An 18139-nucleotide genomic window follows, 5' to 3' on the forward strand; every position below is an offset into this window, starting at 1 on the left:
TTTGTGCAAAATTGAAGATTTGTGCTTCGATTGCCCCACCATCGCAAAGCCCCGAAACGTTAGTGGTAATTTTACGACCGACCCCTTAAAAACAGATTGATTTTGTAAATGAAAATTAAAAGTAAGTATAACGGAATTATTCTTTTAGCAATGTTGCTTCTAACGGTTGTTGTAGTTTTGATAGTAAAAAATGCTAAAACTAATTATTACACTATCATCATAGACGTATAAACGACAACCATTTTACAGGTTGTTATTTAAAATGGAACGGAAACAATTATTTGATAACCGATTATTACAAATACAAAAATGATGGGTTAATTGAATATAAATCACCAACATCATCAGGTTTTGCAATTTTCAATCTTACTGATAGTACAACTTTTTATGGAGGAAGTCGAGACCGATACAAAAAGCTTTATCGTAAACAAAAAAGCGATGGTTTGCAATTAGACGAAGAAAAATTTAACATAGACTATATAAGCAATGACACAATTGTTTCAAAAATTGACGATACATTCATAAAAGTTACAATACAAAAGTTTATTGACTAGAAGCAATAATGAAAAAAGCACTACTAAAAATTATACTAAAAACATTTGCATCGAGCTTATTGACTACTTTGTTTGGCTTGACAGTTTTGTTGATGTTTCAACCAAATGACGATGCAAGTTTACATTTCAATGCAACCGGAATGATATATGGAATTGGTGTATTGTATAACTTGTTAATGCTAATTTTTTCAACTTCAATTTTTTTAAACGATAAACACAAAATAAGAGAATATTCATTTTTTTCGATGCTCACATTTTTGCTAATTCCATTTCTTTCGGGACTGTTGATAGTACTTTTGACTTTTAAGGGTTTTGATAAAAATTTTTGGACTTTGTTTGTAATAACAATTCCTTATTTGACAATTATGACGTTCCAATTTATAAACTTTAGAATGAGAAAATTACCGAACTTGAAATAAAAAACTACCGCTAACAAGGGTTTTGCAATAGTGGGGCGAAACTGCAAAGTTCAACGGCAGTTCTTCGGTTCAACTTTTGTGCAAAATTGAAGATTTGTGCTTCGATTGCCCCACCATCGCAAAGCCCCGAAACGTTGGCAGTAACCCTTTAGAAAAACCCCAGAAATGAATGACGATAAGCAAGATTTTAAATTATTAAAAGTTAAGAATGGAAAACCATTCTTTGCAATAATAAATCTTGAAGTTTATAAAAGTGATTTTGAAAATGAAATCATTGAAGAATATTGCGGTGAAGGTTGGTTAAGACAAAGTGTTATCGAAAGTGTTCCGATGAAAGGTTATGAAGATTGGAAAAAAGCTGTGAAAAATGGTTTAGAATTTGCCTTTTCAAAAAGTACCGAAAAATGGAAAGTCAAAATAAAAAAAATGGAAGGTAGAATTGCCACAGATACAAATGCAACAATTGTAGGTTTTGCTACAATTTTAGCATTTTGTGAACAAACAAATTTGAAATTAGATAATGATGCAATGGAAAGAATTGAAAATTTCACATTCAAAAGTTGGGAAAATAAAAATGATGAAAAAATACCGAATTTTTTAAATTTGGACTACGAGAAATAAAGGCTACTGCTAACAGGCGTTTGGAAAGATTGCGAATTTTGTAGTAAATTCACGTTTACATTTCGCAAGAAATTTATCTTTAACAGAAAATAATCAGTTCCGAAGTTTGCAACCTCGCCAAGCGTCGGAACGTTGGCAGACACCCTCGAGCGACAGAAACCAAATACGTAAAAAAAAACACTTTGACAAAATGCAATTAAAATCGAAATATGGTTTTCTAGTAATTATAGCACCTATTTTTATAATATTCGGTTTATTATTTTTCTTTTGGCTATTCGAAATAAATTTATCAAAAAGTGAAAAATTACCAATTGGAGGAATGCTCTTTTTTATAACATTGATTTCACTTTTAATCTCAGTATTTGTTTTTATGCTCATAGAATTAAAAGAAATTACAATAACGGAAGATAAAATCTATTTTAACTTTATACTACAACGAAAAACCTTTGAATATAAACTTAAAGAAATTGAAGGTTGGAATGAATTAATAACATCAGACAAGTTTGGCCAATATTACACATTTAATCTCAAAATGTCGGATAACAAAATATTTATGATACAAGGTCGAGTGTACAAAAATTATAACAAAATTGTTAGTCACCTAATAAATTTTGGACCTCAAATCGAATTGGGTTTTTATCAAAACTTAATTCCATTATTAAAAATATTTATTTTGACTTTTTTAGTTTTATTAGCAGTTTTCTATATTTCCTATGCTAATTAAACCAAATTGTTGAATATTAGAATAATGCGGAAATGAAAAAATGTACGGGAAAAACAAACGAAAAAAAAGGGCGATCTGCCAACAGCCGTTTCTCGCAATTGCGAATTTTGTGGTAAATTCACGTTCACGTTTCGCAAGAAATTTTATCTTTAACAGAAAATAATCAGTTCCGAACTTTGCAACCTCGCCAAGCGCCGGAACGTTAGCGGTAATGCCCACGCAAACTTCAGAATTTAACACAAATTTTAAAAACAAAAAAATGAAAATACTTAAATATATATATTCGTTTTTTCAGTCAAATGAGTTTGAGCAAACGGATGAGGAAGTTTTAAAAATATTAGAAGATGGAGCAAGTAAGGCAATTGAAATAGGAAAAGATTTAAATTATAAGCTAGATTATTCAGAAGGATCTATTAAAACTGTTGACAAAATATTGAATAGAATAAAGACCGTTTTTGAAGATAAAAATGATTTGTCTGGATTTGCGCTTGTTTATGGTTTATACATAATTGAAGTGTTTGAGAGAAACCACCAAAAAGGGTATTTAAAAAAAAGATATAATAATCATGGACCTGACGATTTCCCCTACTACAGAAAAAAGGAATTAATTTTTCCATGTTTATGGTGTTATGATATAATATTCCAAAGTGATGCTAATGATATTTGGTCTCAATATCAATCGGCTATTTTAGAAGATTAGATATAATTAGCACTGCCAGTAACAGCCACTACAACGGATTTGGGCAATTGGCTTAATGGAAGTTGGTTTTGCATTTGGGATGATTTGGCTAACCCGAAAACAGGGCTTAATTTAGTGCCAAACCCGCTGTAGTACCGGAACGTTAGCAGTAATATTACCAAAAAATAGCAAAAAAATAAATGGAGGAAAAATTAAAAATTTACGAAAAGACGATTAAAAAGAAACATAGTTTTAATTGGACACCCAATTATAAAGAAGAAGTTAGAACTTCTCTAAGCAAAACTGTTTTTATTCCAATTGCAGAAAAGACATTTCAGAAATTAGGTTGGGATATTGTTTTTAAAGATGAAAATAAAATCGAGGCCAAACGAAGAGAAAAAGCATTAGGAATTGAAAAATGGACTGAAATAATTACTGCAACTTATAATTTCGGCAATTTAGAGGTGAAAAGTGAATCTTTGGGTAACGAAATGTGGGACAATGGCAGAAACTCTAAAAGAGTTAAACTATTTATTCACGCTTTAAAAGAAACCGAAAACGAGCATGACAGAAATGCTTTAAATGAACTTGAACAGGAAACCGAAAAGAAAAATAATTGGGATGATTATGTAATTCCAGAAACTTTACCTAAACCGAAAGAATCTAAAAAACCAAGTTTATTAATTCCAATCGTTGGAGGAATAATTAGTTCTCTAATTTTTGGCTTTGTAATAGCAGAAGTTTCAATTCACGGAATATACTTTATTGGTTTGTTTGAGTTTCTAGTTGGATTAGCAATTGCTTTTGCTTTGAAAATTTTAATAAAATCATCAAATTTCACAGACTTTAAAAAATTACATTCTTTGTTAATTGCAATGATAATTGTTACATATTTATCAAATCAATATTTTCAATATGAAATTATTCTGAATCAAAACAATTATGATAGAATTGGTTTTTTTGAATTTATGAAAATTAGATTTTCGGAAGGATTAACAATCAAAACATTGAATACAGGTTGGATCGGATTAGTGATAAGTTGGCTTCTACAATTAGGTTTAACATATGCTATTGCCTATCTGAGATTAGTGTCAACTATAACTTCTTACCAATTGGAAAGAATTCCAACAGAAGTTTTAGATTTTTCATATTACCATTTGATCAAAGGAAAATCTGAAAAAGAAGTTAGAATAGAACTTAACAATAAGGGCTGGACAGCGGTTGAAAATCAAAATGAAGTTTTTGAAGCAGTCCAAGCAATTTACGGAAAAATAGAATTGGGTAGAATCAAATGAAAATACTACTGCCAACAACCGATACACGCAATTTTAGTATTAGGCTTAATTTAAAATTGGTTTGTATTTGGGATGATTTGGCTAATCCGAAAGATAACGCTTATTTAACCCCAAACTGCTTGTAACTGGAGAACGTTGCCGCTATCCAGTGGTTTGTAAGAAAAAATATTTTTTTCTGGCGATAAATTAGTACTTTGGTAGCAGTTAATTTTTGTAGAATTTAATATTAAAACCAAGTGACATGAGTTTTTTCAAAAAGATATTTGGGCAGAAAGAAAATGAATCACAGTAAGTAGAAAAGAAGACTTACTGCCTTTACCATGCGGTGAAAGCGCGCAACTTGGGCATGACAAGATTCCAAAGGATTTTCACCCTGTGGGAAACGGTGGGGTCATCCAAGGCGCCGACATTCCTTGACTTGGACGTTGTCTAAAGAGACTGACTGGGACGCTACCGATTTGAGTACCTAAACAACCAAGGTAATTTACAATAGAAACTTTTAATAAATAAAAATATGATTTGTCCACGCTGTAATACACCAAACGAAGCGAACACCGAATTCTGTAAAAGTTGCGGCATGGATTTGGCTTATACTCGTTTAACAGAAAATAAGGCTTCAGACAAGTATCTGATTATTTTTATCAGCATCGCTTTTTTTGCTGCTATCTCTCAATTTGCGATACGAATGCTGGTCGGCAACTGGTATGAAGGTTCGACTAAATATATTCAGGGCTTTTTGTGGCTTATTCAAAATTTAAGTTTTATGCTCATCCCGTTAGCAATAAAAAATCAGACATTGAAAATTGTCGGATTTGTCATTACAGCAGTGATGGTTATTTATTGGGTGTATACGACTGTTGAATTTTTGAAAAATTAGCAGTTTATCTTAACAGATAACAATAAAAAACAGCATGCGATTTTACCTTTTACTTTCTACTGTCTTCCTGGTTTTGACCGCTTGCAATTCAAAAAATCAGGCGGTGGTCTTGCAGGTGAAAAATGACTATGGATTTTCAAATAATTCTGAAGTGTTGGTCGGCGAAAGTGAAACAGGAAAATTTGAAATAGATACAGACGCTTCTTATATTTCCCTTGTTATTGCATCTAAAAATGGGGCATTGCCAAAAATTCCGATCGATTCTGAACTGCAACTTTCAGAAGAAGCAACATTGGAAATCTTAAAAGCCAAATTAATTAAAGGAACAAGTGAGGTGTATCTTAAATCAGGCGATACATTAGCGTGGGGAAAAACTGATCAAGAAAAAGAACTTGAAAAAACAATATTGGTTGGGGATTTTATATTTGTTTCTGACAAAAATTCTGTTTTTAAAAAGGTTCCGTTGAAAAAAAAATAAAAGCACCAATACCCATTTTTTCAAAAATAAAGGAACCATGAAACATACTATAGCACTGCTTTTGGTTTTAGTCACCAGTCTGTCTTACGGACAATTTAAAACGGTTCAGGACAGCGTGGATTATATGGAAAATTATGGCAAGTATTTCGACTGAAAGTATGAAAAAGGCAATGTTTTGATCGTCAGGAAAAAAGGCAAAACCATCGATCCAAGCAAAAGCTGGAAGCCTACACGTCAACGATGAACGAAAACACGGCAAAGTTCGAGGGAATCAACTATGAGATCATCAAATATGCTTTAAAAGATCTTAAAATTGCACGCTTTATCAACGACCGAAGCCTGGGGCTGTACAGCAAAAAAAAGATTGATGACGATTATGAAGTGTATGCGGAGCCAGTTGACAAAGCCAAACTGTGCCCGGCCGTGCTGACGTTTCCAAAAAGAAACAATGAGGTGAAAGTCTGCTATTATTTTTTAACCGACCAAGGCTATGATATTATTTTTGAGACCAACGGTTTTATCGATTATATGGAATATCCGATAAGCTGGCAGTAGAAATGACTTCGAATTCCTACGGCGACTTACGCTGTTTAAATATGTTAAAGCGAACTATTTCGTAAGTAAATCATATCTTCTCAATTGACCTTTTCTTATTTTTGCTAATCATTTATCTTACTATGGAAGCCACTTTTTTTCGACACCGCCAGATTACATCGGTTGGTACTTTTGATGACCTTGTCACTACTGTTTTTAGCGGTACTACCAATGCGATCTGTTGGAACCGAAAACTCGAGGGCGATTTTCAGGAACTTGTCGCTAAACTTACCTTAAGGGAAAATATTACGGAAGTGTCGGTTGCTGAACTTAGGTCACTGCAACTGTCCGAACATGGTAATTTGGCAAGGGAAATTATCTTAAATGACTTGAAATTATTGACTGATATCGGCGCTTCGCCGTCGCTCAATTTATTGAAAAATTATGAGCGCGATGAAGAGCTAGATTTCTTTTCAACCGACGTTTATTCGTATCACGTCGATCGTTCAGATATTGGAACCGATACTTTTTTAAGCACCTATTATGGCCCGGCGAGCGACATATTGCCCAATGACGAAGCGATACAAAAGATTTTAGTTCCTGAAATTCGGGAAAAGCTTAAAGAGTTGCACGACGGACCTGATGATGAATTTGACGATTTTTTAAAGGAATATTATTTTGACCTGCATTATGCGCCTTTGCCAAATGCAAAGCCGATAAACCTCGGAATTGGTCACTTATGGAAAATTGCAATCGACCATCCAGAGCAGCAGGTTTTGCCTTGCATTCACAGAGCTCCCGCAGAAAATGGACACTGCCGGCTGTTGCTGATCTGCTGATAATGGAGTTAGTTTGGAGAAAATCAAAAGCTTATTACAACGCCCTGAAGAGGGCGTTTTTTTATGTTCAACAAGCACTTTCTTTAATTGCGTCTGCCTCGATTTGTAAGAAAAAAAATATTTGCAGGAAATAATTTGTTACTTTAGTAAAAAATAACGCTTTGTATTTTCACAAGAATTTATCTTGATTTGTTGCGGTCATTTTTGCCATGGAAATCGAATTATAGCGCTACCAAACAAAAAATGAAATACACATTTACCATATTCCTGCTTTTGGTTTTTAAGGCTGGTTTTTCTCAGAAGGTCGAAAAAACAAAATTGTATATTATCGGAACGGTTCACGAATCTTCTGAAATTTTAAATCCGAAGATGCTTTTTGATATATTGGATGTCATCAAGCCAGATATATTGTTGCAAGAGAACGATACCGAACAGATTGCCAATTACTTCAAAGAGATTCGTCCTAATTCGAATGAACAGGGCGCGTCATTACTCTATCTAAAAAAATATCCGAAGACATTGAATTTGCCCTTTGAATTTGAGGGAAGAAATGGCTATAGAAAAGAAAACGGCATGACCCCGACAGACAATCTGACTGTTAAGTTATTGGATAGCCTCTATCAAAAAAAGGCGCTGGATCGTAATAATATTGCTATTTATGAAAAATATCTTGATGCCAACCAAGCGCTATTGGGTTTCATGAAAAGAGATTTCAAAAGCTTAAATTCCATTGAATTTGAAACATTGAACCGATACCGCCAGAACATCCAGCACCATGAACTGCCTAAAATCACTAATTCGGAAGAACTTTTTGCAAAACGATTTGTCGTCAAACCAAACGGAGAGAAAATTTCCTATCGTTTGGGCTACCAACTGTGGTGCAACTTTTGGGACATGCGAAACAACACGATGGCTTTAAATATCGTCAAAACCGCCAATGTGCACAAAGGAAAAACAATCGTAATTTTAACGGGCGTTCAGCACAAATACTACATCAAAGAATTATTGGAGAAGTATTATGATGGCAATTATGAGCTGGTGGATTATTTTAAATAGGCAGACAGGATAGATAACGGCACAGCGGGAATTTTGAAAAAAAACTAGATGAAATAGAAATTGAGTTTACAAGATTTAAAGGAGTTATTTAAAACTAAAAAAAATCAGATGAATAAAACACTACTCTTACTGGCTGGCTTTTTATGTTTGAGCTGTACTTCAAAGTCTCAAAATAAAGCTGCTGAAAGTATTTCCCAAAAACCGCAAGAAGTTGCTAAAGTTAAATTGACAGGAAGTCAAATTATAACATCGTTAGAAAAACTTCAGTTTTTTAATCTAACGGAAGAAAAAGATCTGGTCGAAACCAAAGCGCAATTTGAAAACGCTTATACCAAACTAGATTTCTTTGAAGGCACTATGGCCGGAGAAAGCATACTTTTCACTGACAACAGATTTTATGCAATCGACAGTGAAGCCTTATTTGAAGGCGGTGGCTTGATTCCCTATTTGAAAACGGTAAAAAAGACATTTGACAAACTGAACTTAAAACTTGATTTTTCAGGTGAATTCAATAACCAATCAGAAAAACATTGGACGCATAAAATAAAGCTGAACGGAAAAGAATACACTGCGTTTGATGCGGTTTTTGGAGCAAACGACTGGAATATTTCATTTGTAAATTTCATTGAAATGCTGAACGACCAGCTCAGATTGCAAAAAAGCAATGAACAATTTTATCCGATAAGTTCTGGAAACGACGGACGAATGGTGTTACTCACGCCAGAACAATTTGAATTTGTAAAAGCAAATTATCCCAACGACAATGAACATCCAAAAGAAATAAACGATTGGAAAAAAAATAACGGTTTTTGAAAGGATAAATTTTAAATGGACAAAAAGGAAGGCTATGTCCGAAAAACTTTGGGATAGAAGGATTTTATCTAAAAATTATAACTGACAAAATAATAAATGAAAAACATCACCCTAATTTTAATTCTAGCTTTTTCGATACAATCTTGCGGGCAAGAAAAAGAAACTTTTTGGGAAATTGAAAACATACGCAGGGAAGATAACAAGCCTTTCATCGGACTGACAAGCGCTTACATGCAACAAATGTTTGACTATAATTTTCATTTTGTGAAAAGGAATGAAATGCTGTATTTTGAGCTTCCTGAGAAATTTCAAGTGGATCTGAAAAATTTTAAAAGCCTTCGTCAGCTTCAGATTACTGATAAAGATTATTATGAAATGTATGATTATAAATTCGATGGCGATCGCTTTTTAATCAAGTTTAAGGACAATGCGACTACTTCTGAATCAAAAAATACTGTAATCGAGTTTAAAAAAATATCGAAAGAGCAATTCGAAAAAAACATCGCTGAAGCCATTGCCGATCAAAAAGAGATAGCAAAAAAGATAAGCGATTTAAAAAGCGAACTACAAAAAAAATCGCCAATCGTTTTGAATGCGGTCAAAAAATTACCGTCGAAAGAGGTCGAAATATATGATGATAAATACGACGATGATTTAAAGTTGGTTGTTCCGGATGAAATTGAATTATGGGAAACAGGATCTATTAAAAACGAAAAATTTGGGTCTATAAAAGTTGGGACGCTCAAAGACAATTCTAAAATCTATGATGTCAGACATCCTGAAAATAACTATGGACTCAAACAGCTTACGGTTTATGTTTCCAGCGATCCTTCGACTTTTAACCTAGAAAAATATGTTTCTGAGAACCCAAATATCGTGCTTGTAAAGAAAGAAAAAGACAATATTGTTGGATACACGATTACTTATGATTTCGAAAATGATAAGGCTGTAGTGGGATCGTTTTTTACGCTAAAATATTTTAAGTTGCGTAAATCTCATATTTTCATCCATTCTGATGTTTATCGGTCTCAAATAAAAAATTATCCAGATAATGAAGAAATGAATAAAATTCTTAATTTCAATTATTTAATGTCTGAAAATATACATCTGAAAAAATAATTATGCCTTGCTAAAAAGATAATTGCATCAACTTTACAAAAATTTAAACACAGATACTATGAACAAATATTTTTTAGTTTTTGCATTTTCAGTCGTCACATTTTCAGTGTTTGCTCAAAAGAAAAAGACGAAGCAAATACCTCCGCCGATTAAAAAAGAGATTATTATTTCTACTGAAATTCAAGAACCAAAAACACAAAATGAACTTGAATACAACATTGTAATGCCTGAAAATGCTGCAACTCAAATAACGGCAAAGAAAATAAATGGTAAAGATATTCAAATCAAGAGCTTAAAAGAATTTGAAAATATCCATTTTTCTGAACTGAAAGAGCTTCGTTTTAGTACAATGGTTTCTGGTAAGTATTTGGATAATACTATTTTAGATAAAATTTTTAATGAGGGTACTCAATTAGAGGTTTTAGAAATTGACAATTTTGCAATAGAAAGTTTTCCTGAAATAAAAATTCCCAATCGTATTCTTAAAAAACTGATGCTTGAGAAAAATAACCTAAAAGTATTGCCTTCGAGCTTATCAAATTTGGTTGCTTTGGAAAATTTCAGTTCTGGAAATCCGTTAGAAAATCTTCCTGAAAATTTCTCGCAATTGAAAAATTTGAAAGAATTAGGCTTGCATTACACTGAATTTTCTGAATTTCCTAAAAGCATTTTTGGCCTAAATAAATTGACAGTTTTATACGTTTCAGGAAATTATGGTTCATCCAATAAAATAAAGGAAATTCCAGATTTGTTAGACCAATTGCCCAATCTTACAGAGTTTGGAGTTACAAACGCTTCACTTTCTTCAGTTCCAAAATCATTTTCTACGCTGAAAAAAATTGAAAAAGTTGACTTTTCATACAATCAATTCGCTGATTTTCCGGAAGTTTTAGCCTTAAGCTCAGATGTTCAATATGTTCCTTTTGCGAACAATCCTTTAAACTGGGGTAAATTTTTTGCTTCCATTAAAAAGATAAAATGGAGCGGTTTGTTCTTCCTAAATGAAACAGGATTTTCAAAAAAACAATACGAAGAAATACAGAAAATTCTAAGTAAAATAGATGTCTATTACGATGGTATGAATGATTAAAATCAATTGATTGACAATACATTCAATTGATTTTCATAACTTTAATCTAAACTTTAAAATTATGGAACCAAAGTTAATATGGGCAAACTTTGCCTCAAGTGATTTGAACCGAACGCATACATTTTACACAGCTTTAGGCTTCAAAACAAACGGAAAATACACAGACACTGATGGAGCCAGCTTTATGTTTGGACAAAATAATTTTATCATCAACTTTTTTACCGAAGAACGACTGAAAAAAGATGTCAACGGAAATGTCAAACTCCCAATAAGCACCAATGAAATCATCTTTTCGCTTTCTGCAACCGATAGGGAAGAGGTTGAGAGTTGGGCAGAAAAAGTAAAACTGGCTGGAGGCATCATTATTTCAGGACCACAAAATTATGAAGAAGGATATACTTTTTGTTTCGCTGACCCTGACGGGCACAAATTTAATGTTTTGTATTGGCCAGGAATGTAGCTTTTTGGTCTGAGTTTAGGGATTTATTTTAGCCAAGACAGACAAATTTAATTTTTATCTCCCAATGTAAAACAAAACCATTGGCAAAAACGTTTTAATAAACCTCTCTGCAATTATTCGCAACCAATTTTATGCGGAACAAAATAAAATCTTGTTTTTGTAATAAAATATTTACTATTTTAGTATCTTTATTTGTGAAAATATAGCGTCTATTGTCAAAACCAAAAATATTTAAACATAAGATTATGAGTTTTTTAAAGAAATTATTTGGAGGAAAAAGTAAAGAAATCGAAGTTCCAGCAAGAGAATTTACGGATGAAGAATTTGAAAGAGATTATAAATTAAAAGAGCAAGGTTTAGAAAATGTGCTTGGAGCAATGCACGGAATCGTTGGCCATGCTATCATTCCGTTTTCTATTGGTGGCGCTGTGGATATGTATTATTTTACCAATGGTATAAAAGGAACTGGATTTGCAACAATGGAATTACTTGATCCTGATGGAAACGGACCAAAACCAAATCGCATTGGAACCTATGAACTTGTTGCCTTTACAAAATTAGATTACAATGATAACGAAGAAAATCCAACGGAGTTCAACACGATCGAAAGAAGATTTTGTGGCATTTTCACAACCATCGGAAATTATTCTTCACAAGCAGTTTTAAATCCTTTCGAAACGATTGAAGTTCCAAACGGAACGGATGAAAACAACTGCTTGATTTTAGATAATTATGCGCCAGAAGGCAAGGAGTTTGTAATTGGCGACAGAACACACCATTTATTGCTTTGTTTGGAAGTTTTTAGAAGCGAAATGGAATTTGCCAGAAAGAACGGAAGTGTTAAATTAATTGAGCTTTTGAAAGAAAAAGGGTTTTATCCATACAGTGATTTAGATAGAGATCCAGTGGCTTAAATTTGGTTGTTGAAATGGGAATAATTTTATTGAGAATGATCCAATATTTCAAAATTCCAACGCAAAAACTTACAATCAAACAGTATTAAGTTGCATTAATTAAGAATAGATATATGAAAAAAAGCATTTTAGTTATTGCCATCGCCTTGAGCACATTCTCTTGTAAAAAAGCTTCGGAAAACGGAGAAACAGCACCTGAAAAAACAGCAACGCAAACACCGTCAGAAAATATAGAAACGACGGAAATCAAAGTAGACACAGCGAGTTTTGATATTAGCAAAATAAAAGAATCTACTGCGAAATTAGGCGAGTTTCCGTATGTGAGTCCGCCAGAGATGTACACTTATGATTATGAAAAAAAGATCAATCCGGCGAGTATAAAGGATGTTGACAAAGAATATTTTGCCGTGAACGGAAAATTACTTCCCGTGGAAGGAAAGAGTTTTAAGGCGCGAATCGAAAAAGACAGAAGCGACGGAAAGAGATTTAATAAACTGGTTGTTGAAAAAAGTTATGAAGCATCTATTTTGGCTTTAGGTGGCGTCAACGTTAACAATGTCAGCATACCCAATTCAGAAATTAAAAGAGTAGGTGATAAAGAATTAATCGATAATAAATATGGTTTTTCTATAGATTACAATATGCTAGACGATATTAAAACCTACATTATTAAAACAAAAGACAAGCAAATTTGGATTCAATATAATATTATGAAAGATGAATCTGGAAGTATAACGGTTTTAGAAAAGTCGCTTTAAAGCCTATTTCAAAAATAAAAATAAAAAACCTCAGTTGAAAACAGCTGAGGTTTTTTTTGTTGATCTTATTCTTTCTTCTTATTAATTGCCGAGCCGTCTGGAGGATAAACAATTGAATCTTCAATTTCATCAATTTTATCCTGATGAAAACGAGGCACTTGAAGCTCTTGATTTTCTTTCCAAGTTTTCACTTTTTCAGAAGATATTTTACTTTTTTCTTCAGAAACACCTTCGTCTTGGGCAAAATAAACCGTTTGCGATGGAAATGCAAATCCAGAACCGCTTTCTGCCACAATATCCATAATGCGCAACAGCAAATCTTCTTTTACTTCCAATGACGTGTCGAGCGTGCTCACCATTACATAACAGTTGATTTCCATTCGCAACGAAGAAGCGCCAAAACCGATAAATCGCACGCGTGCATCTTCGGAATTGACCATCGGGTGGGAAATTAAAATCGACTTGATTTCCACCAATAAAAACCGAATCTGGTCTGGCGTGGTTTCGCATCTCAAATCCAATATAGGATTAAAAAGAAAACGATCGCGGAACGCATAATTTTCAATATTATTCGCCGAAAGCAAACCATTCGGGATCGTAACCACGGTTCTTTCGCCGGTTCTTATTTTGGTCGAACGCATTCCAATTTGCTCCACATTTCCTTTGATATCATTTATCTTGCAAAAATCGCCCACCCGAATCGGCTGGTCAATAACCAAGGTAACGCTTCCCACAAAGTTTTCTACGGTTTTTTGCGCTCCCAAAGCCAAAGCGATACCTCCAATTCCCAGTGCGGCGAGCCCGGTAGTCACGTCAATTCCGATGGCGCCTAAAATGGCAATTCCTCCAAAAACAAAAATGGCGACTTTAAATGTTCGTCTCAAGAATAATATCACAGAAATCGTGGAAACACGGCCACGAACCGTCATTCGGTTTTTGCTCAATTCACTCACAAAATCGGTGATTCTCCACAGCAACATCAAGAACGCGACAATCCCAACAGTTACTGTCAGATAGCTGAAACGTTGGCGGATTATAATTGAAATGCCGACGCGTTGCGAGAAATCGATGAAAACCCAAAGCGCAATATAAAGTTGAATCGGTAAGGAAAGGGCTTCAATAATTCCGTGTGTGGGTTCGGTTCTGGCTTTTTTCCAAAGTTTTGTGATCAAAAAAGTGATGAGCGAAATGATTCCCCAAGACAGAAAATAAGCACCCGCAATTAAAACAATGATAATTAACCATTGCCCAATCGGGACACCGGCCAGCAGTCTCTCTTTTAATGATTCTGGTAAAATTTTATTAACCAAAAGATTGTCTTCCAATTTTACCGAAGCAATCGCGCTGACGGTTTCTTCCGAGAAAAGCCAAACTGGCGGTGCATCTGCTTTTTCGTTATTTTCAACGTATAGATTTACGTCTTTCTCGTTTATTTTTAAGGTTCCAACAAGCTCTAATTCGGGTTCTAAATCGTCATCGAGAGTTCCTGTATTTTTATTGTTAATCAATGAAGTTGGGATGATGTTTCCGCTTTGATCCAGAAGATTCTGCATCAATTTGACAATTCGTTCTCGTTCTTTCGCTTTTCTAAAAGATCTTTTTAAGTATAAATATTGGCTTGCGCGAAAGTAATTTTGCTCAGAAACTGCTTTTAAAAAACCGTTTACCGTTCCACGCGGATTTCTCCTGCCTAAAGAATCATCGGGAATCTTGACTTCTTCTTTTACTTCAGAAGTGCCTGGCAACAATTGCGCATTTAAAGTTGTGGAACATAAAAATAGTCCGAAGAGAAACGCGAAGAATTTGTTTGAAATGCTCATATTCATTGATTTTGTGTTGTAAAAAAGAGGTGTTTACAGCATCTAAATTTACGTCTAATTCCTCTTAAATAAAACCCAAATGTTAAATTGTGGTTCCGTTTTTGGAACTATTGCCTCAAAAAATATGTTGCTCTTATAAAAAAAATAGTACATTTGCCACGATATGAAAAATAGTTGCACACATAAAAGTCTGTCTTTGAGACCAGTTTTAGATCGTTTTGCGGGAAAATCTCCTGTAAAATGTAACGGACGCGTGGTGTATTCTAACGATTTTTGGCCTAACTAATAAGCTATCCAATCAAAATAAATACAAGAAAGCGTCCTTAACCGGGGCGCTTTTTTTGTTTGAAGTGGTTCCAATGGATGAAAAAACAAAAATAATTTAAAAAATAAAAAGTAAAAATGTTTAATGACTAACCAAAATACAGCAATACAATCTTGAAAAGTAATCTGATGAGAGACAGTCATTTGATTCGATTTAGGCCTCTACTGAAAAAGTGGACAGGGATTTTATTGCTATAAAATTACTATTAAGTATTTGATTATCAATAAATTAATTTTTAAAAAGATTTGGATGTTACTTTTTTTTGACATTATCTTTGCAGAGGAAAATTTAGTATTACGAATTGATAATTACTAATTACAACAAATTGTTTCAACCTATAAAAATAAAAGGCAATGGCTTTACATAATACATCAAATAAAACACAATTAACAAATCCGAGACTTGATAGCGGGTTTACAGAAATGCAGGTGCATCAACCAAAGCATATGGGATAATTATATTTTCCAAATGTTATGAAGCACCTTTAACGAGGTGCTTTTTTTGTGCCTTGAAGTCAAGAAAATGTTCTCTAGAACACAGGCTCATTGCGACGGCGACTTTTTCGACTGTCTCTCGAAAATTTCCAATGAGCCAAAATGGAATAGTGGTGTATGTGGTATGCACGTTAGTTTGAAGCACTGAAGGTATTCGTTCAACTCGAATCTATTCCGCTGATGAAAATGAAGTTTAATTTAAAAAGTGAAAATTATGAGACCAGACATTTTAAAAAGGTTTTTAACCAATACAGACGAAACAGGAAGATTTTTAATGAAGTCAAGGCTCACCGGAATTACCTATTTCGTGGAACCAATTTACAACGGAAAAACGCCCGAATGGGGCGATGTCGATCCGGTAACCAAGAAGCTTACGGGAAATTATGGTTCCAAATATACCGGCGCCGTAACTAAGAAAGAATCCCTGATCACCGAAGAAAATGGCTTTGAAAACATCGGCTATTTTAAAGGAAGTCCGTTTGGTGCGATTGACATCAGAGATCGAGAGCATCAAAAAAAGATGGGGCTTTTTTAAATTTTAATTCACTGCGCAGAATAATTGCGCAGTGGTTTTGAAATCTTTGTTCAAGAAATAAAAGTTCATTGAAATAAAAATATCAAACAAGTCCTGTTGCGTGTTTCTGAATGGCACCATTGTGGAAAACTTTGCCGAAACGCATTATGTTTTTCTATGCAACTTGATTTGGAGGTTTTAGTTAGTTTTCCAAAAAACTTTCACACTCTATTTTGCGTGGGTTCGAATCCCACTCCGTCTTTTACGGATCAGTCAGGTTTGAACAATAGGGCTACACTTTGGATGTAGTTTTCGCAGATCAAAAATCTGCCTTGGAAGAGTCGCGCTACTCTTTAAAATGGCGCTCAAAAAAGAAAATGGATTTGTCTTAATCAATAAATTCTTGAAAAAGATTTTATGCTCGTGACAAAACCTGCGTGTTTAAAACCTGTTTTAAGCCATCAGTTTTTCTTTTCGATTTGACAAAATAATTTTAGATTTTTCTAAAAATTACGTTGAAAATAGTCGCAAAATAATTACTGCTTGCTGGAATAAATTTAAGCTCCCGTTTTTGAAAGAGGATTTCGAAAATTCATTTTCTTATTATTTAAAACAACAAATAAAAACAAAATAAAGATGATTAAAAATGTAAAAATTAATGCCTACCAAGTTGGTTTGGTATTTGAAAACAGAAAATTAGTTAGGGTTTTAGAAGAAGGTAATTTCTGGATTTTTGGCAACAAAGAAGTGAAAATCTACGAAAAAAACCAATCGTTCGTGGCGCCAATCGAATTGAATATTTTATTGCAAAACCAAGAGTTGGCTTCGTTATTAGAAGTCGTTGAGGTTGCCGATAATGAAATTGCGTTGTACATCGTCAACGGAATTTTTAAAGACGTTTTAGTGACCGGAAGATACGCTTTCTGGAAAGGCTACTTCAATTATGAATTCGTCAAAATCGATTTGTCTAAAGTTGAAATTACAGAGAATATCGCAACAGCTTTACTTGACAACGTGAAAATCAGACCTTACGTTAGAAAATTCCAAGTGATGAATTTTGAGACAGCCTTATTATTTATGAATGGTTCATTTGTAAAAGAATTGACTGCGGGAACGTACTACTTTTGGCACAATTCAATTTCTGTTGAGGTAAAATCCGTGGATGTCAGACAACAACAGTTGGAAATTTCAGGTCAAGAATTACTGACAAAAGACAAAGCCGGCTTGAGAATCAATTTCTTCGTGAGATATCAAGTAACCGATATTTTTAAAGCTTTGGTTGATAATAAAGATTTTGAAAAACAATTGTACGTTTTGATGCAATTGGCTTTGAGAGCATTTATCGGAGGTTTGACTTTGGATGAATTGTTGACTAAAAAAGATTCGATCGCCAAAGAAATCTTGGAAAATGTGGAAGCTAAAATCGCTGATTTAGGTTTGGCCGTTTCAGATGCGGGAATAAGAGATATCATTTTGCCAGGCGATATGAAGGAAATTATGAACCAGGTTTTGGTTGCCGAGAAAAAAGCGCAAGCCAACAGCATTATGAGGCGTGAGGAAACAGCTTCGACAAGAAGTTTGTTAAATACCGCCAAATTGATGGAAGAAAACGAAATGCTTTGGAAATTGAAAGAGATGGAATATGTCGAAAAAATCGCGGATAAAATTGGTGAAATCACCATTTCTGGCGGTGGCAATGTCATCACGCAATTGAAGGAAATCTTCGTTAAATAAAAAACCACGAATCGTTATCGGT

18 protein-coding genes are annotated in these 18139 nt (G+C 33.8%); 17 read left to right on the forward strand and 1 reads right to left on the reverse strand.

All coding sequences use genetic code 11. The features are described from left to right. Positions 1 to 1138 precede the first annotated feature (1138 nt). The 15 genes from ACFPVY_RS06735 to ACFPVY_RS06805 all read left to right on the forward strand — a co-directional run bounded on the left by ACFPVY_RS06735 (position 1139) and on the right by ACFPVY_RS06805 (position 13230). Positions 1139 to 1594, forward strand: coding sequence for a hypothetical protein (locus tag ACFPVY_RS06735; protein ID WP_379791206.1), 456 nt, complete (start codon positions 1139 to 1141; stop codon positions 1592 to 1594). A 190-nt stretch (positions 1595 to 1784) separates the two neighbouring features. Then, a complete protein-coding gene (locus ACFPVY_RS06740) occupies positions 1785 to 2318 on the forward strand; it encodes a hypothetical protein (RefSeq protein ID WP_379791207.1) in 534 nt (177 codons plus the stop codon). 259 nt (positions 2319 to 2577) lie between these two features. Then, positions 2578 to 3018 carry a hypothetical protein gene (locus ACFPVY_RS06745; RefSeq protein WP_379791208.1) on the forward strand — a complete coding sequence of 147 codons (441 nt, stop codon included), beginning with the start codon at positions 2578 to 2580 and terminating at the stop codon, positions 3016 to 3018. A gap of 179 nt (positions 3019 to 3197) precedes the next feature. Continuing rightward, on the forward strand, positions 3198 to 4292 hold the full coding sequence (locus tag ACFPVY_RS06750; protein ID WP_379791209.1) for a hypothetical protein: 1095 nt from the start codon (positions 3198 to 3200) through the stop codon (positions 4290 to 4292). Between the two features lie 514 nt (positions 4293 to 4806). Then, a complete protein-coding gene (locus ACFPVY_RS06755) occupies positions 4807 to 5169 on the forward strand; it encodes a zinc-ribbon domain-containing protein (protein ID WP_379791210.1) in 363 nt (120 codons plus the stop codon). A gap of 34 nt (positions 5170 to 5203) precedes the next feature. After that, entirely contained in the window at positions 5204 to 5647 is a 444-nt protein-coding gene (locus ACFPVY_RS06760) for a hypothetical protein (protein ID WP_379791211.1), read from the forward strand. Positions 5648 to 5887: 240 nt separating this feature from the next. After that, positions 5888 to 6202 (forward strand): hypothetical protein, encoded by a 315-nt coding sequence (locus ACFPVY_RS06765; protein ID WP_379791212.1) that lies wholly within the window; start codon positions 5888 to 5890, stop codon positions 6200 to 6202. A gap of 122 nt (positions 6203 to 6324) precedes the next feature. After that, the gene (locus tag ACFPVY_RS06770; RefSeq protein WP_379791213.1) at positions 6325 to 7020 is read left to right on the forward strand and encodes a DUF1826 domain-containing protein; all 696 of its coding nucleotides are present in this window, start codon (positions 6325 to 6327) and stop codon (positions 7018 to 7020) included. A gap of 243 nt (positions 7021 to 7263) precedes the next feature. After that, positions 7264 to 8076 carry a hypothetical protein gene (locus ACFPVY_RS06775; RefSeq protein WP_379791214.1) on the forward strand — a complete coding sequence of 271 codons (813 nt, stop codon included), beginning with the start codon at positions 7264 to 7266 and terminating at the stop codon, positions 8074 to 8076. A 108-nt stretch (positions 8077 to 8184) separates the two neighbouring features. Next, on the forward strand, positions 8185 to 8889 hold the full coding sequence (locus ACFPVY_RS06780; RefSeq protein WP_379791215.1) for a hypothetical protein: 705 nt from the start codon (positions 8185 to 8187) through the stop codon (positions 8887 to 8889). 96 nt (positions 8890 to 8985) lie between these two features. Continuing rightward, positions 8986 to 10008 carry a hypothetical protein gene (locus ACFPVY_RS06785; protein WP_379791216.1) on the forward strand — a complete coding sequence of 341 codons (1023 nt, stop codon included), beginning with the start codon at positions 8986 to 8988 and terminating at the stop codon, positions 10006 to 10008. Between the two features lie 58 nt (positions 10009 to 10066). Beyond that, positions 10067 to 11098, forward strand: coding sequence for a leucine-rich repeat domain-containing protein (locus tag ACFPVY_RS06790; protein ID WP_379791217.1), 1032 nt, complete (start codon positions 10067 to 10069; stop codon positions 11096 to 11098). Between the two features lie 61 nt (positions 11099 to 11159). Next, positions 11160 to 11558 (forward strand): VOC family protein, encoded by a 399-nt coding sequence (locus tag ACFPVY_RS06795; protein WP_379791218.1) that lies wholly within the window; start codon positions 11160 to 11162, stop codon positions 11556 to 11558. A gap of 245 nt (positions 11559 to 11803) precedes the next feature. Further along, a complete protein-coding gene (locus ACFPVY_RS06800; protein WP_379791219.1) occupies positions 11804 to 12472 on the forward strand; it encodes a suppressor of fused domain protein in 669 nt (222 codons plus the stop codon). Positions 12473 to 12585: 113 nt separating this feature from the next. After that, a complete protein-coding gene (locus tag ACFPVY_RS06805; protein ID WP_379791220.1) occupies positions 12586 to 13230 on the forward strand; it encodes a hypothetical protein in 645 nt (214 codons plus the stop codon). Positions 13231 to 13295: 65 nt separating this feature from the next. On the opposite strand, the gene ACFPVY_RS06810 is transcribed toward ACFPVY_RS06805, so the two are convergent. Beyond that, positions 13296 to 15050: a mechanosensitive ion channel family protein gene (locus tag ACFPVY_RS06810; protein ID WP_379791221.1), complete on the reverse strand. Its 1755-nt coding sequence runs from the start codon at positions 15048 to 15050 to the stop codon at positions 13296 to 13298. Between the two features lie 1033 nt (positions 15051 to 16083). On the opposite strand from ACFPVY_RS06810, the gene ACFPVY_RS06815 reads away from it, so the two are divergent. Beyond that, positions 16084 to 16404, forward strand: a complete 321-nt coding sequence (locus ACFPVY_RS06815; protein ID WP_379791222.1) for a hypothetical protein — start codon at positions 16084 to 16086, stop codon at positions 16402 to 16404. Between the two features lie 615 nt (positions 16405 to 17019). Then, positions 17020 to 18117 (forward strand): slipin family protein, encoded by a 1098-nt coding sequence (locus tag ACFPVY_RS06820; RefSeq protein ID WP_379791223.1) that lies wholly within the window; start codon positions 17020 to 17022, stop codon positions 18115 to 18117. Positions 18118 to 18139 lie beyond the last annotated feature (22 nt).

Source organism: Flavobacterium qiangtangense (assembly GCF_042658345.1).
Lineage (GTDB): Bacteria > Bacteroidota > Bacteroidia > Flavobacteriales > Flavobacteriaceae > Flavobacterium > Flavobacterium qiangtangense.

What these genes read in the sequence shown, in the direction of transcription:
- ACFPVY_RS06735 (WP_379791206.1), top strand. Translation starts at nt 1,139, where the DNA reads ATGAATGACGATAAGCAAGATTTTAAATTATTAAAAGTTAAGAATGGA.
- ACFPVY_RS06740 (WP_379791207.1), top strand. Translation starts at nt 1,785, where the DNA reads ATGCAATTAAAATCGAAATATGGTTTTCTAGTAATTATAGCACCTATT.
- ACFPVY_RS06745 (WP_379791208.1), top strand. Translation starts at nt 2,578, where the DNA reads ATGAAAATACTTAAATATATATATTCGTTTTTTCAGTCAAATGAGTTT.
- ACFPVY_RS06750 (WP_379791209.1), top strand. Translation starts at nt 3,198, where the DNA reads ATGGAGGAAAAATTAAAAATTTACGAAAAGACGATTAAAAAGAAACAT.
- ACFPVY_RS06755 (WP_379791210.1), top strand. Translation starts at nt 4,807, where the DNA reads ATGATTTGTCCACGCTGTAATACACCAAACGAAGCGAACACCGAATTC.
- ACFPVY_RS06760 (WP_379791211.1), top strand. Translation starts at nt 5,204, where the DNA reads ATGCGATTTTACCTTTTACTTTCTACTGTCTTCCTGGTTTTGACCGCT.
- ACFPVY_RS06765 (WP_379791212.1), top strand. Translation starts at nt 5,888, where the DNA reads ATGAACGAAAACACGGCAAAGTTCGAGGGAATCAACTATGAGATCATC.
- ACFPVY_RS06770 (WP_379791213.1), top strand. Translation starts at nt 6,325, where the DNA reads ATGGAAGCCACTTTTTTTCGACACCGCCAGATTACATCGGTTGGTACT.
- ACFPVY_RS06775 (WP_379791214.1), top strand. Translation starts at nt 7,264, where the DNA reads ATGAAATACACATTTACCATATTCCTGCTTTTGGTTTTTAAGGCTGGT.
- ACFPVY_RS06780 (WP_379791215.1), top strand. Translation starts at nt 8,185, where the DNA reads ATGAATAAAACACTACTCTTACTGGCTGGCTTTTTATGTTTGAGCTGT.
- ACFPVY_RS06785 (WP_379791216.1), top strand. Translation starts at nt 8,986, where the DNA reads ATGAAAAACATCACCCTAATTTTAATTCTAGCTTTTTCGATACAATCT.
- ACFPVY_RS06790 (WP_379791217.1), top strand. Translation starts at nt 10,067, where the DNA reads ATGAACAAATATTTTTTAGTTTTTGCATTTTCAGTCGTCACATTTTCA.
- ACFPVY_RS06795 (WP_379791218.1), top strand. Translation starts at nt 11,160, where the DNA reads ATGGAACCAAAGTTAATATGGGCAAACTTTGCCTCAAGTGATTTGAAC.
- ACFPVY_RS06800 (WP_379791219.1), top strand. Translation starts at nt 11,804, where the DNA reads ATGAGTTTTTTAAAGAAATTATTTGGAGGAAAAAGTAAAGAAATCGAA.
- ACFPVY_RS06805 (WP_379791220.1), top strand. Translation starts at nt 12,586, where the DNA reads ATGAAAAAAAGCATTTTAGTTATTGCCATCGCCTTGAGCACATTCTCT.
- ACFPVY_RS06810 (WP_379791221.1), bottom strand. Translation starts at nt 15,050, where the DNA reads ATGAGCATTTCAAACAAATTCTTCGCGTTTCTCTTCGGACTATTTTTA.
- ACFPVY_RS06815 (WP_379791222.1), top strand. Translation starts at nt 16,084, where the DNA reads ATGAGACCAGACATTTTAAAAAGGTTTTTAACCAATACAGACGAAACA.
- ACFPVY_RS06820 (WP_379791223.1), top strand. Translation starts at nt 17,020, where the DNA reads ATGATTAAAAATGTAAAAATTAATGCCTACCAAGTTGGTTTGGTATTT.